The sequence below is a fragment of the Streptomyces odontotermitis genome (assembly GCF_050510915.1).
Classification (GTDB): Bacteria; Actinomycetota; Actinomycetes; order Streptomycetales; family Streptomycetaceae; genus Streptomyces.
The window spans coordinates 596,521-609,572 of the sequence record NZ_JBNJLS010000001.1 but is presented as its reverse complement, the minus strand read 5'-3'; the positions used below and the strand labels follow the sequence as shown (position 1 = coordinate 609,572).

General features: G+C 70.5%; 20 protein-coding genes. All 20 read right to left on the bottom strand.

Annotated elements, in window-relative coordinates:
- Positions 1-43: 43 nt before the first annotated feature.
- The 20 genes from ACQB60_RS02830 to ACQB60_RS02735 all read right to left on the bottom strand — a co-directional run bounded on the left by ACQB60_RS02830 (position 44) and on the right by ACQB60_RS02735 (position 13,037).
- Positions 44-1,309, bottom strand: a complete 1,266-nt coding sequence (locus ACQB60_RS02830) for a site-specific integrase (RefSeq protein ID WP_496924177.1) — start codon at positions 1,307-1,309, stop codon at positions 44-46.
- Positions 1,310-1,396: 87 nt separating this feature from the next.
- Entirely contained in the window at positions 1,397-1,642 is a 246-nt protein-coding gene (locus tag ACQB60_RS02825; RefSeq protein ID WP_496924176.1) for a helix-turn-helix domain-containing protein, read from the bottom strand.
- Positions 1,643-2,089: 447 nt separating this feature from the next.
- Positions 2,090-3,565: an AICE element replication initiation protein gene (locus tag ACQB60_RS02820; protein ID WP_496924175.1), complete on the bottom strand. Its 1,476-nt coding sequence runs from the start codon at positions 3,563-3,565 to the stop codon at positions 2,090-2,092.
- Positions 3,566-3,567: 2 nt separating this feature from the next.
- A complete protein-coding gene (locus ACQB60_RS02815; protein WP_496924174.1) occupies positions 3,568-4,407 on the bottom strand; it encodes a bifunctional DNA primase/polymerase in 840 nt (279 codons plus the stop codon).
- Positions 4,404-5,033, bottom strand: a complete 630-nt coding sequence (locus tag ACQB60_RS02810; RefSeq protein ID WP_496924173.1) for a DNA cytosine methyltransferase — start codon at positions 5,031-5,033, stop codon at positions 4,404-4,406. The genes ACQB60_RS02815 and ACQB60_RS02810 overlap by 4 nt, the downstream gene beginning before the upstream one ends.
- Positions 5,030-5,716 carry a DNA cytosine methyltransferase gene (locus ACQB60_RS02805; protein ID WP_496924172.1) on the bottom strand — a complete coding sequence of 229 codons (687 nt, stop codon included), beginning with the start codon at positions 5,714-5,716 and terminating at the stop codon, positions 5,030-5,032. Before ACQB60_RS02805 ends, ACQB60_RS02810 begins: the two co-directional genes overlap by 4 nt.
- Positions 5,717-5,802: 86 nt before the next feature.
- Positions 5,803-6,408: a hypothetical protein gene (locus ACQB60_RS02800; RefSeq protein ID WP_496924171.1), complete on the bottom strand. Its 606-nt coding sequence runs from the start codon at positions 6,406-6,408 to the stop codon at positions 5,803-5,805.
- Positions 6,409-6,425: 17 nt separating this feature from the next.
- Positions 6,426-6,557: a hypothetical protein gene (locus ACQB60_RS02795; RefSeq protein WP_496924170.1), complete on the bottom strand. Its 132-nt coding sequence runs from the start codon at positions 6,555-6,557 to the stop codon at positions 6,426-6,428.
- Positions 6,558-6,582: 25 nt separating this feature from the next.
- Entirely contained in the window at positions 6,583-6,858 is a 276-nt protein-coding gene (locus ACQB60_RS02790; RefSeq protein WP_496924169.1) for a hypothetical protein, read from the bottom strand.
- Complete coding sequence (locus ACQB60_RS02785; protein ID WP_496924168.1) at positions 6,855-7,055, bottom strand: hypothetical protein; 201 nt, start codon at positions 7,053-7,055, stop codon at positions 6,855-6,857. The genes ACQB60_RS02790 and ACQB60_RS02785 overlap by 4 nt, the downstream gene beginning before the upstream one ends.
- A 12-nt stretch (positions 7,056-7,067) precedes the next feature.
- Entirely contained in the window at positions 7,068-7,262 is a 195-nt protein-coding gene (locus tag ACQB60_RS02780) for a hypothetical protein (protein WP_496924167.1), read from the bottom strand.
- On the bottom strand, positions 7,253-7,381 hold the full coding sequence (locus ACQB60_RS02775; protein ID WP_496924166.1) for a hypothetical protein: 129 nt from the start codon (positions 7,379-7,381) through the stop codon (positions 7,253-7,255). Before ACQB60_RS02775 ends, ACQB60_RS02780 begins: the two co-directional genes overlap by 10 nt.
- Positions 7,381-7,632: a hypothetical protein gene (locus tag ACQB60_RS02770; protein ID WP_496924165.1), complete on the bottom strand. Its 252-nt coding sequence runs from the start codon at positions 7,630-7,632 to the stop codon at positions 7,381-7,383. Before ACQB60_RS02770 ends, ACQB60_RS02775 begins: the two co-directional genes overlap by 1 nt.
- Before the next feature lie 141 nt (positions 7,633-7,773).
- Complete coding sequence (locus tag ACQB60_RS02765) at positions 7,774-10,020, bottom strand: cell division protein FtsK (RefSeq protein WP_496924164.1); 2,247 nt, start codon at positions 10,018-10,020, stop codon at positions 7,774-7,776.
- Positions 10,021-10,134: 114 nt separating this feature from the next.
- Positions 10,135-10,461, bottom strand: a complete 327-nt coding sequence (locus tag ACQB60_RS02760; protein ID WP_496924163.1) for a hypothetical protein — start codon at positions 10,459-10,461, stop codon at positions 10,135-10,137.
- 11 nt (positions 10,462-10,472) lie between these two features.
- Positions 10,473-10,799 carry a hypothetical protein gene (locus ACQB60_RS02755; RefSeq protein WP_496924162.1) on the bottom strand — a complete coding sequence of 109 codons (327 nt, stop codon included), beginning with the start codon at positions 10,797-10,799 and terminating at the stop codon, positions 10,473-10,475.
- Between the two features lie 27 nt (positions 10,800-10,826).
- Positions 10,827-11,213 carry an RRQRL motif-containing zinc-binding protein gene (locus tag ACQB60_RS02750; protein ID WP_496924161.1) on the bottom strand — a complete coding sequence of 129 codons (387 nt, stop codon included), beginning with the start codon at positions 11,211-11,213 and terminating at the stop codon, positions 10,827-10,829.
- A complete protein-coding gene (locus tag ACQB60_RS02745) occupies positions 11,210-12,220 on the bottom strand; it encodes a DUF2637 domain-containing protein (protein ID WP_496924160.1) in 1,011 nt (336 codons plus the stop codon). The genes ACQB60_RS02750 and ACQB60_RS02745 overlap by 4 nt, the downstream gene beginning before the upstream one ends.
- Positions 12,217-12,747 carry a hypothetical protein gene (locus ACQB60_RS02740; protein ID WP_496924159.1) on the bottom strand — a complete coding sequence of 177 codons (531 nt, stop codon included), beginning with the start codon at positions 12,745-12,747 and terminating at the stop codon, positions 12,217-12,219. Before ACQB60_RS02740 ends, ACQB60_RS02745 begins: the two co-directional genes overlap by 4 nt.
- Positions 12,744-13,037 (bottom strand): hypothetical protein, encoded by a 294-nt coding sequence (locus ACQB60_RS02735; RefSeq protein ID WP_496924158.1) that lies wholly within the window; start codon positions 13,035-13,037, stop codon positions 12,744-12,746. The genes ACQB60_RS02740 and ACQB60_RS02735 overlap by 4 nt, the downstream gene beginning before the upstream one ends.
- Positions 13,038-13,052: the final 15 nt, after the last annotated feature.

The following is a 13,052-nucleotide window of genomic DNA, read 5'->3' as shown; positions in this document are numbered from 1 at the left end:
GAGGGTCCACGGTCGACGGCCGTGGACCCTCAAGGCTGTCTGCCTACCGCTGGGCCGTCTGTGGGCCGTCGGACGCCGAATCGGTGCGCTGGAACACGGAGTCCACGGCCTTGCGGCTACGCCCCTCGCTGCTCGGCAGAAGGTGTGTGTACACGCGAAGCGTGAAGCCCGGATCTGTGTGCCCCAGGTACGTACTCAGTGCCTTGATGTTCTCTCCAGCGTCCAGAAGTACCGATGCGTAGAAGTGCCGAAGGGCGTGCATTCCGTGCTGGCGTGCCGCCTGGTGACGCTTGCCTGGCTCGGGCTCGGGGATGACCCCAGCCGCCACGAGAGCGGGCTTCCAGAAGCGCGTGTTGAAGTCCGTGCGACGCACGGCACCATCGCCATCGGGGCGAACGAACAAGAGCTCCTTGGTGACCAGTGGGCCATCTGGACGCAGCCACGGCAACGTGACTTCGACCGGGGGATAGGCCCCCATGTGCTCCTTGAGGGCGTGCGCCACTGAGTCGGCGAGCGGTACGTCACGCTCCTTGTCGCGCTTCGGTGGAGCGAACACAAGCTTCCCACCCGACACCTTCACCTGATACCCGACGTGCAGCCAGCCAGTATCGAACCCCACCTCGTCGACGGGAAGCCCGAAGATCTCGCCTTGCCGCAGACCACATCCTCCACCCAGGTCGACCGCGGCGCGGTATTGCTCCGGTAGCGCGGCACGTACAGCGAACGTGCGCTCCACCGTCCACGGCACCACGCGGCGATTGTTCGGGCCGGGCGCACGAACGGTGCTCGCTTTGCATGGGTTCCGGTGCAAGTGGTCGTCATCCACTGCCGCCGTGAACACGGCCGACACGCTCGCGAAGATGACGCGGCGATACGACGATGCGGGGATCGCTCGCTCCAACTCGGCGAGCCAGTCGCGGATGTGCTCGGGCTTGAACGAACCGAGCGGGCGCGAACCCAGGTACGGGATGGCATGGCGCCTGATCTGCACGCCGACGGGCTCTCTCGTGGTTGGGTCGGTGGTCTGCGAGGTGAGCCACTTCTCGGCGTACTGGCGGAAGGTGGTGCGGCCCGCTTTCGGGTCGATGTAACGGCCGCTGTCCATATCGGCCTTGATCTTTGTCAGCCACTGTTCGGCGAGGCGCTTCTGTCCGTCGGGGAAGCTCTGGGCCTTTTCGGCGCCGTCGGGGCCGACGTAGCGGGCCCGGTAGCGCAGGCCCGTGCCGTGCCGGTCCGTCCTGACACGGCGGATCTTGCCGTCTGCGTTGGTCTCGGTCTTGAACCAGCGGTCTTGGATGTGGCCTGCCATCTGAGGCGAGATCCCTTCTGGGAATGCCTCAGGGAGGGCCACGGGGCGGCCCTCCCTGAGGAGTTGGGTTCTGTGTGGGGGGTGGTGTCAGGCGGCCGCTGCGTCGGTCTCCCTGAGTCCTGCGACGTAGTCGCGTACGTCGACGGGGTCGTAGCGCACGTGCTTGCCGATGCGGAAGCCGGGCGGGCCGGTGCGCTTCTTGCGCCACTGGTAGACGGTCTCCAGCGGGACGCCGAACATCTCGGCTATGTCGTCGGGGGTGAGGTACCGGTCGGGCAGGCCGCCGCGGAGGGTGGCGCGAGGGTCGGGTTGAGCGGGTCGGGTTCGGCTCATGGCGTCCTCGGGAGGGGTGTCGGGAGGCCGCGTGTGTCCGAGGTTGGGATTTCTGCGTCACCGCGTCATCTGCGTCACTTGGGCCGCTGACCTGCGGGTTTCAGTGACGCAGAGGGTTTGGGGGTGTGTCACCGGCGCCGGGGCTCTGTCATCGGTGACGTGGGTGACGCGGGGTGACGCAGCTTTCGTCTGTCTGCGTCACCGCTGTAGCGGCAGGTCAGGGCCTGTTTTCCGTCCTCGGATGACGCGGGTGACGCAGGGTCTCTTTCCTTAGGAAAAGAGAAAGGGGTGGTGTCTGTTGGTGGTGCGCGCGTTCAAGCGCGAACAGCAGAGAAGGAGCCGCTTCGCGGCACGACCACCGGGCGGCGGCGAGCCGCCGAACAGCAAGAAGAGCACCACTGGCGGCGGGTGCTCTTCTTGCTTGTCCGAGACGGCCCCCGCGGCAGATCAGAACGCCTGCTCCTGCTCATGTGCGGGCGGGGCAGGCGGGCGGCTCATCTCGATGAAGCGGGCTGCTTTGGTGCGGCCCCAGTCGATGAAGACCCCGCGGGCGGCGAGGGTGGGCTGAAGGCGCTTGAGACGGTCGGAGAGCACCTTGCCCGTGGTCGGCCACCCCTTAGGCAGCGGGCGGCAGTCCTCGCCGCTGTAGAGCCGGGTCAGGCAGTGCAGCCACTCGGCCGACGTCATCCGCTCCTCGGTCCCCGCGTCGATGCCGGCGGCGTGCTGCAGCACCGTCTGGGCGAGCAGGTCGCCCTCAATGACGTCGTCGTTGAGGTCGTCCAGGCTGCGCCGGTAGGCGTCGAGTGCTCCCAGGCCGGTGGCCGCGTCCAACTGCGCGCACAGGTGGGCGAAGTCGGCCATGCGCAGGTCGGTGGGGATGTCGGCCTCGGCGGCACGGACCTTGACGGTGAGGTCGAGGAGCGAGCCGAGCACGACGGGAAGGATCTCGTCGTACTCCGCCCACAGCTCCGCCTCGGTGCGGCGGACCTTGGGCCGCTCCAGGCGCAGCGGCAGGAGGCGTTCGGCGAGGTCGGGGCGGATGACGCCCACGTCGATACCGGTCATGAGCAGGGGGCGGCGGTAGCGGGCGCGGACCACGTCGCCGTCGGTGTAGAGGGCGCGTTTGACGGTCTCGGCGCCGGTGACGATGCAGCACATGGCGTCGGAGAGGTCCGGGGAGAGGTAGGAGAGGTTGTCCAGGGCGGTGACCCAGCCTGCGGCCACGGCCGCGATCAGGTTCTCCTCGTCCTTCGGGGCGCGGCGCAGGTCGCCGCTCATGCCCTCGATGATGCGCACGAGCATGCGGCCGCCGGTGGACTTGCCGGCGCCTTGGGGTCCGGTGAGGAAGGGGGCGGGGACGGGCACGGACGGGCCGAGGCAGCCGATCAGCCAGGCGATGGCCAGGCATTCGGTCTCCGCGGTGGCGAAGTTGCACAGCCTCAGCAGCAGATCGATGCCCTTGCCGTCGGTGTCCTTGGCGGGCAGGGGGAGTTCGCCGGTGAGCTGGGTGCGTCGCCAGCACACCTCGGCCGGATCGGGGACAGCGATGTCCCAGCCGGTGGGGTGGATGCGGACGGACTTGCCGTCGTTGCGGCCCAGGTCCAGCCAGGTTGCGCCGCCGAATCCGGGGGCGACGCGGATGTGCACGGGCTGTACGTCTTGGCTCAGTGCGAGTGCTTCGATCAAGTCCAACGCCTCCTTCAGGGCGGTGCCGTTGAACACGCCGCGGCCGTCGTTGAACAGGCCGACCATGAGTTCCTGGCGGTGGCTTCCCGCGGTGCCCTGGGAGCGGATCGGGCGGGCCACGGGGTGGCCGTTCTGCTGCGCGTAGACGGTCCCGTCGGCGGTGCGGAAGTAGCGGAAGTGCGCTTTCGCGTAGTCGGCGATGACCTCGCGGGCGGGGGTCTTGTCGTCGTCGGACATGGTCACAGTCCCAACTTGGCGCGGGCGTTGGTCCATGCATCGGTGCAGTGCCGGGCGGTTTCGCCCTTGGCCTGCGCGGCGGCGAACAGCCGCGCCACGTGCGCCTCGGTGAGGCAGCCGCACCGGCCATGCGTGGACAGCACGGCGAGGAACGTGCTGTAGACGGTGGCGTGGATCCCGTCGCGTGCCTCGGTGATGCGCCCCTCGGCCATGGCGAGGCCACGCTCCAGATAGGCGGGCGTGCGGTGCCGGCACGCCCCGCCCCCGGCACCCGCGGGCACCGGGACGGCCTGCGGCACATGCGGGGCCGTGGCGGGCTGTTTCACGGCCAGTGCGCGCACGACGTCCGGCAGTGCGGTGAGGGTGCCAGTGCCAGGGCCGAGCCACCGGGCGTAGGCCATGGTGGACTTGATGTCCACACCGGGCCGTACGGCGTTGGCGGAGCGCATGGCGCCCTGGTAGAGCCAGTGCTCGCCGCGGGTGGTGGGCACGGTACGGGTCACGGGCAGCGTCTCGCGGGCCCACATGACTGCGTCGGTGTCGTCCAGGTCGACGACGGTGAGCCCGGCGCCGCCGGGGTGGTAGGCGACCGCCCCGGCGCCCTGCCATGCGGTCGCCCATGCGGGCGAGATGATGATGCTGGTGTCGGTGGTGGCGGCGGCCCAGCCGTGGCAGGGGGCGGGGCAGGTGCAGGGGCCGGGGGTCTTCATGTGCGGGCGCCCGCCACACGAGGTGTACAGGCATGCGGGGCAGTTGGCGAAGGGCGCCTTGCCCTTGCGCAACGGCAGCACAGGCAGCCCCTCGGCCGCGAGGCGGAGGGCGGTGCGCAGGTGGTTGCTCATGCGGCGGCGCTCCCTTCGAGGGCGAGGTACTGGGTGGCGATCCACTGGGCGTAGGCGGGGGGTACGGCCTGGCGGGCTTCGAGGTTGGTCATCCAGGTGCAGCCCATGGCGTCGGCGTAGGCGCGCTCGCCCTTGTGCTGGAAGGCGAGCAGTCCCTTGTGGTGCCAGCAGGGCGGGACCAGGTCTCCGCCGCCGCCCCAGGAGGTCTCGAAGGTGCGGTGGCGGCGGACGTTGAGGCCGAACTGGGTGCCGCACAGCCGGTAGTCCGGCCGCAGCGGAGCTTCGGGGACGTTCTCCATGACCCATGGCAGGCCGGAGGCTTCGAGCAGTGCGCGGCCGGGGGTGAGCAGGTTGGGATGGTCGGCCTGGTCGCCGCGCCAGGCGGTGACCTTGGCGAAGTGCTGGCAGGGCCAGGAGGCGTGGACCAGGTCGAAGCCGTCGAGGGGGAAGGTGAGGGCGTCGGCCTGGTGGAAGGTGAAGGGATAGCGGGGCTGGGGGCGGTGGTCGACGCCGACGACGTCGAATCCGGCGAGGTAGTAGCCCATCGACAGGCCGCCGGCACCGCAGCACAGATCCAGCACCCGTAGCCTGTTGGGCCGCCGCAGCGGCAGCACGCGCGCGTTCACGCGGCCACCTCCAGCGGCAGGGCGGCGGCAAGGAAGGCGCGACCGATGAACTCGGTGTAGGCGGGTGGGATGCACTCGCGGATGCCGTCGCGGTTCATCCAGGGCACGCCCATGACCTGGCGGGCCTGGTCGACGCCGGAGAAGTTGCCGACGTACTGCCCGTAGTGGCCGGGCGGGACGGGGCGGCCCATCTTGGCCTGCGGCGACCTGTGTTCGGGGTGCGGGGGCGGGGTGAGGGTGAAGCCGCCGCCGGTCTCGAAGTAGCGGTGGCGGTAGGTCTTCAGGCCGAACATGGCCCCGCACAGCATCACGGGGTTGTGGAGCTTGGCGGCGGCGCCGCGGACGTTCTCCATCACCCACGGCCGGCCAGTCGCGTTCAGGGCCTCACGGGTCGGGCCGATCAGGTCGGGGTGGGGGTTGCCGCGCAGCCGCTGGCAGTCGGTGTCGTGCTGGCAGGGCGGCGAGGTGTGGATGAAGTCGAAGTCCGCGCCGAACTTCAGGATGAAGGCGATGGCGTCGCTCTGGTGGAAGGCGAGCGGGTAGCGGGGCTGAGCGTCCTTATCGACACCGGTCACGTCGAATCCGGCCTGGTGGTAGCCCGTGCCGGCGCCGCCCTGGCAGCAGAAGGCATCGACCAGGCACGGCCGGGAGCGGTCTCGCCGGATCAGGGTGGGTTGGGTCATGCTGGGGGTTCTCCTTGTTCTGTCGAAGGGGCATGGAGCCGGGGCGGCCGCGGTCTTTGGCGAGAGGGCGGCCGCCCCGGGCGCATCTAGAACGGGGGCTGCTCCGTGACCGGTGCAGCGGGGGTGATGGCCCTTGCGTCGTTGGCCGGTGCGGAGGCCACCGCGGCCGTTGCGCATTCAGGCTTGGCCGTGGCGAAGTCGCTGTAGCCGAGCGGACTGGCGGAACTGTGGGCGCTGTTCAGGGCCTCCCCGAGGCGGTCGGCATACACCGCCGCATCGATTAGTGCGTCTTGGACGTCCGTGACGTGCATGACCGGGGTGCCGTGACAGGCGGTGAGGCGTCCGGTCTTATCCAGGCGTTCCAGATCGGTGCTGATCTGCTCGAACGCCTGCGGGAGCCGCTGGGCCAGCGAGGAGAATGAGCCGAGGGCTTCGTACGCCCCGCCCGGGTACAGGCTCGGGGTGCCGCGGGTGGGCAAGGTGGCGTGGTTGAAGGAACGGACGGCATCGGCGGCACGGCGCGAGTGCTGCTCGGGGTCGGTCGCGAGGTGGTCGGCGGTGACGTACAGGCGGACCTTGCCCGCGGGGCGGCCGAGGAAACAGCGCTCCGGCCCGGTGTCGAACGCCTTGGCCAGGACGCAGGCGATGTGCTCGCGGTCGGCTTCGTCGCAGATGACGCGGATCTCGAACATGGGGTGTCCTTCCGGGGCTAGTTGCAGGTGCAGTCGGGGCGTTCGCTGCTGCCGTCGGCGCCGCAGCCACAGCAGTGCGGGTAGTCGTAGGGCTCGCTGCCGTCGGACGGGGCGCAGTGCTCGCAGTCGTAGGGGTTGAAGTCGTCCATGGGGCGGTGCTCCTTGTCGTCGAAATCAGGCGGCGCGGTCACGGCGCCGGGCGTCGAGGGAGACGACGGGGGCGAGCCGTGTCTGTACCTCTGCGGGGTCCGGCTCGGGTGCGGGGGCCGGGTCGCCGGGCCCGCACGGACCGCCCTGCGGCGGGCCCTTGGTGGCGGCGCGGTGGGCGGCGAAGGCGGCGGCGAGGGCGTCGGCCCGGCGGCCTGCCCAGCGGTGGCCGAGCAGGGACACGGTGGTGACGACGGCGGCCGGACTGGCGAGCGCGATAGCGGCGATGAGGTTCGGGTTCACGGCCGCTCCTGCCCTACGGCGTCCAGGAGTTGGGGCAGGGTGCCGCCCATCGCGGCGAGGCGGTCGGCGATGGCCTGCCAGGACGTGGCGTCGATGCTCATGAGCGCGGCCACGGCAGCGGGCACGTCGCCGCGGGTGTGGGCTTCCAGGGCGGTGCGCAGCTCTCCTGCGGCCATCAGGGTCGGTGGTGCGGTCACGGTGAACTCCTCTCAATTGCTGGCGTCTTGGGCCGCGTCGATGACGGCGGTGGTCAGGTTGTTGATGGGGGTGGCGGCGCCGGTGGAGGCGAGGAAGAAGCCGAACATCACGGCGATGAACGCGGCGCCGAAGCCGAGGGACTTGCCGCGCAGGAGGAAGAACAGGACCAGGCCGAACAGGAAGACCAGGGAGACGGTCACGGCCATGCCGGGGCTCCTTTCTGGGTGGTGGGGGCGGGAGTTGGGGCGGTGTCGTGGCTGGGGCAGGAGGCGAGCAGCAGGCCGAGGGCGACGCCGAACAGGGCGAGGCGGATCGTGGTGCGCATCAGCGGGTGCCTGCGCGGTAGGTGCGGGAGCACAGGTTGTAGAGGTGGCGGCCCAGGCGTATGCGTTTGCCGGTGGTCTTGCAGCGGCGGCAGGGCTTGCCGCGCTTGGGCCGTCCCTTGCGGTCGGTCTTGATCAGGTGGCCGATGCCGGAGCACTTGCGGCAGTCGCCGAACGGCGACCCGGCACACAAGGCGGCGTAACAGAGTGTGATGCCGATGGTGAGGGTGATAGCGAGCAGGGCAGGGGGCATGACGGGCCCTTCCAGGCGGTTTTCCAGGGTTTCCGCAGGTGGGCCGCTATCCGCTAGCGGCCAGATCAGATGGGGTTTGGGGCGCTAGCGGGGCCGCTAACGTTAGCGGGGTGTGCCGCTATCGCTAGCGGCCCCGGCGGCTCAGCTCGCGTCCCGCTTTCCGTCACGCTCCGCAATGGCGGTGGTGATGTGGGAGCGGTCGATGCCGCGCCGGTTGACGACCTTGCCCTTCACCCGGCGGCCCACCTGGATGGTGGTGATGCCGTGCGGCTTGAGGGCGGCGGCGAGCGCGTCGGGATCCCATCCGTCGTAGACCTCGGGGCGCAGTTCGGCGAGGCGAGCTGTGACGGTCTCCGACCACGCCTTGGTCTCTTTGGCGGGGACGACGGCGAGGATGTCGGCGAGCAGGTCGTAGGCGCTTACCGTCACCTCCGGCTCCTGGCCCAGCGCGTGGCCGGACAGGGTGCCGGCGGCCTCGCGCGCCTTGCGGGCGCGCAGTGCGATGCGTTCGGCGGCGGGTGCGTCCACGTAGACGCTGCGGATGATCCGGGCATCGGAGCCGTCGCCGACGAAGTAGGCGATGCCCTTGTCTGCCCAGGCGAACATGGTGGCGCGCACCCCGCGTTTGTGGGCGGAGGTGCCCAGCACCATGTCGTTGGCGGTGTGGTCCATGACCTTCATGCACAGTCGCACGCCCGCGTTCGCGGAGATGCCGGTGGGCAGCGACTTGGCGTCCGGGCGCTGGGTCGCCGCGATCAGCACGATGCCGGTCGCCGGTCCCCGCTTGACCAGGTCGACGCAGATCTCCTCGAACTCCTTGCCGTACTTGTCGTGCTCGAACCACACCTGGCACTCGTCCACGCAGATGACGATGGGGTGCAGCCCGAGCGAGCGCTTGGAGGCGAGTTCGCTGGTCACCTTGGACTCCGGGCAGATGTCGCGGGGAAGGGAGCGGATCACCTTGGCGCGGCGCCGCAGCTCCTGGCGGACCTCGCGCATGTCGGCAATCGCATACTCGATGTCCTCGTCTTCCTCGCCCGCCCGGTGTCGGTGGGCAACGTGCTCCCCGACCGGGTCCAGGTCGCCGGTGCCCTTCAGGTCGTAGGTGTGCAGCTCCGCCCGGGGGTCCAGGGCGGCGATCAGCGCGAACAGGCGCAGCAGGAAGGTCTTTCCCATGCGCGGGATCGCACCGATGACCGCCGCGATGTACATGAGGGTCAGGCCGACCCAGCGGCCGCGCTGGTCGGTGGAGAAGTCGACCGGCTTGAACAGGTCGACCGTGCCGGACTTGGCCAGCGGCCAGGCGGGCTGCTTGGCCTTGTTCATGTCCTGGTCGCCCACCCACAGCACGAGGTGGCCGGTGTGTTCGTCGGGGACGGCCTCGGGCCACACACACCCCAGTGGGCGGCGCAGCCCGGAGGCCAGGCGCTCGCGCCGTTCGATGATGTCGGTGACGGTGACGCCGTAGGGGAGGTTGCCCTCCGCCCGCCAGCCGGGGCCGTCGCGGGTGATGGGGGCGGTGAACTCGAAGCCGTCCTTGCCCTTGGCGTGCGCCTGGTTGATGGCCTTGATGTCCACCGCGCCCAGCGCGCGCAGCACGATGTCCGAGGTGAGCTTCATGGCCTTGGGCAGCTCCACCGCACGGTGGATGACCGGGTCATCTGCCCGGCGCCCGACGCACCCGAGCCCCATGACCAGCGCTGAGACAGACACCGCCTGAAGCCAGGCGGGCGCCAGCACATACAGGGTCAGCGCCGTGACCAGGCCGACGAAGCCGCTCACCAACGCAATCAGGGTGCGCAGCCGCACCCGTCCATCACGCTGGCGCGACAGGGTCAGGTACTCGGCCGCGTCCTCGCGGCGCACGGCGGCCAGGCGGACTGGTTCGCCCTCGCGGTCGGCCACCCACCGCATGGTGCCGCCGATGAACCGCGCGGCCCCGGTGGGGGCCTGGAGTGTGAGGCGGGCGGCGTAGACCGGGGTGCGCAGCGCGTGATAGCCGACCGCGTGCGCGTAGTGGCGAGCCACCCACGAGGCGGCCGTCTTCAGCTCCGTGGTGGAGCGCAGCCACTCAGGCACGATCGTGCGGCGCCGCGCACCCTGGAGCCGACCCAGGTAGCCGGGCCCGGCCGCCTTCGCGGTCGGCTTGTCGACCCACACCCGTGCGGTCGGGTCGCCTTCCAAGTCGGCCGACTCGACAGGCGTCGGGTCGGGTGCGGAATCGCGCGTCGGGTCGGCCGACTCACTGCGGGCGGCACGAGCCGACTCAAGGTCGACCACCGTGCCGCCCGAGTCAGGCGACGCGTCGGCGGCCCGCTCATCTTCGAGTCCGTTGAACTCGGCTTCGAGCCGCTCGAACAGCTCGCTGTCATCGTCGGGGTGCTTCACTGAGGGCTCCTCTTTCGGGAGGAAAACAAGGGGCCCGGCCGTCGCTGTAGGAGGTGGGCGGCCGGGCCTCACGGGCAGGGAAGTTGAGGCGTCAGACGGTGGGGCGGGGCGCGGCTACCACCAGCGGGAGGAACGCTGCGCGGTCTTGGCCGCCTTGTCGGCGGCTGCCTCGTTGACGGCCTTCTGCCGCTCGGTCTCAAGGGCGGTGAGTTCCGCGTTCAGCCGGGTCTCGGCCGAACTCCAGGTGTCCTCCACCTTGTGCTCGCCGCGGACGCCGCTCTTGCCGCGGGCGACCTTGAGCGAGCCACCGGCCGCAGCAGACAGGGCGGCCCGCGCTTCGCTGCCGTTCAGCGCCCACAGCTCGCGTTTCTGCACGGCGGCGAGTTCGCGGCGGGTCTGCTGAATCGCATAGTCCAGGCGGCGCGTGTTGGGCTTGGACATGGTCGGCCCTCCTAGCGGGCGGCGTGGTCGTGGTGGGGGTGGTCGGCGGCAATCTCCTGCCACCTGCGGCTCTCTGCGGCGTCGCCATCGCTGACGCGGACTTCGAAGTCGCAGTCATCGGCGGGGCAGCGGTGCACAACGCTCGTCAGCGCCTCCTTGGCCTGCCCGAGCACGCACAAGACCGAGGAGACGGTGGCCAGTGCGCAGGAGATGAGCAGCAGCACCGGCACGTGATAGGCGGCGAGCTGGGCACCGGTGAAGGCGCCGCAGCCCAGCGCTATCGCGCACATGAGCGGAAAGGCCAGGCGGCGGCGTAACGGCAGGCGTGAGTGATCCATGAGAACTCCCAGATCTGGGTGGGGTGTTCAGGCGGCGCGCTGGTCATCGGGGTAGGCACAGAGCACGCACATGCCGAGCGAGGTCGGCAGGCAGTAGCTGTACGTGAGGCCGCAGACGGGGCAGGTGCGGCGGGCGAGCATCGCCAGGCCAAGCGCGCCCCACTTGCGCGACGTCATCGGCCGCACCGGCTTGGCCAGGTCTTCGCGGTAGAGGTAGGCCACCCGAAATCCGCCGGCACGGCGGTTGGCGAACATGACCTGCGCGGCGATCGGCTGTCCGCCCGGCCGCAGTCCGCGGGCGCGCAGCTGGCGGCGGGTGGCGTAGCCATCGGGCGCCAGGCGCCACGGGTAGGTGGGCACCCCGTAGCGGACGCCGTGGGGGTCGTAGCACTTGCTGTACGCGGCCACCGTCATGCCGCCACCTCTTCAGGTGCCGCACTGGCGAGCGCAGGCTGAGGCTTGAGTTCCTGGTAGCGGGCGTTGACCCAGCCGACCGACCAGCCGCACAGCTCCGCCGCCTCCCGCACCGACAGGTCCGCCGAGAACGCGGCGGCCACGATCCGGCGCGCCTCTGCCTCGGGCAGCTTGCTCTGCGCGGGGCCGCGGCTCAGGAGCGCGGCGCGTTCACGCTCGGCCCGCTCCTGGCGTTCACGGCGTTCACGCTCCACCGCCAAGGAACGCTCGCGCTGTTCCGCTTCGGCACGCTCGCGGGCCTGGCGTTCACGCGTGAGACGCTCGCGTTCACCCTGTTCATGCTCGCGTTCACGGCGTTCACGAGCCTCCCGCTCGACAGCCTCCAACCGCTCCCGGGCCTCGCGCTCCTCACGACGGCCACGCTCCTCACGCTCAGCCCGTTCACGGGCCAGGCGTGCTTCGTGGTCGCGTTGTTCACGCGCCAGCCGCTCGGCGTGCTCGCGCTCCTCGCGGGCCTCAGCACGTGCCCGCTCGGCACGCTCCCGAGCCGCCCGCTCCCGTTCCTCGCGCTCAGCCTTCTGCTTGGCCTCCAGGGCACTGACGGCCTGCGCGATGGCCCGCCGGTAGGCAAGACCGGTCTCGGCCGTGACGATGAGCAGGAGGGGCGCCACGGCGTGCACGGCCGTGCCGACCAGGTCCTTCTTCAGCGCGGAGTCGGCGGTGTTGAGCGCCAGCGTCATCAGACCGGTCATCCAGCGCAGCACCACAGGCCAGCGCCCGCCGTGCCCACCCAGGCGGGCCAGCACGTCATCGAGCTTGACCACGATCACCACGGCCGCATCGACCACGAGCGGCAGAATCGGCGCCGTCCAGTCCCACGCGTCGGCGGTGTGCTTGGCCATCAACGGCGTCACGGTGAGGATGGAGAAGAGCATCGCCCCGAACACGATCAGCCACGTGCCGGCGGACAGTGCCTTCTCCGCTGAACGGATATGAACAGCGTTCACGCCGCACCCCCGACCGGTTCCGCCACCGGGGTCAGCGAGCCGCGGAAGCCGTGCGAGGCGGGGTCGTACGTGAACGTTGCGAGCACCCACTCCGCATCCGCCCAGAAGTGCCGGGCCGGACCCCACGGGCGGTCCGCCGGAGCACCGTGGGTGGCGGTGTCGGCGTAGGCGTCCTCACGGCTGCGGTAGACCATCACCGGGGTGCCGTAGTGCACGAGCACGAACACCTGCCGCGCCGGTACGAGCGCCTCGGTGAGTTCCTCGCGCAGGCGCCGCAGCTCGATGTCCTTGAGAAGAAGGTCCTCTTGAGCGGCGCTCAGCTCGTCCACAGCACGGCACAGGAGCGTGCCGACCTCCTCCGTGGCCGTCTCCGCGCGCTCCGCGCGGCCGGTGACGGCGAACAGCTCGACCGTGTGCCGGGCAGATGCCTTGTCCGCCGCCTCGGTCGCCTGGCGGGCCCGCTCGAACGCGGCCCGTGTGTCGGCTTCGAGGAGCGAAAGGCGCTTCCTGGTGACGATGCGGATCATGCCGCCGCCCCCTTCCGGACCCGACGGGTGCGGGCGGTGGGCCGGGCGAGCGGGACGACGTTGAACAGCTCCGGCGCGTGCGCCTCAATCGCCACGGCGGCGACGCGGAGCGCGTCATCGGGCAGGTGCGGGTTCACCGCGAGGATGTCGCGGGCCGCATCCAGCCGAGCATCCCGCTCTTCCTGGCTCTCGCCCTCCACCCCGAGCCACAGCTCAACCGGGGTACCGAGGGCAAGTTCGACGAAGTCGAGGTCAGTGACGGCCTGATGGCCGCCGATGTAGCTACGCATGGGGGTCTCTCCCGT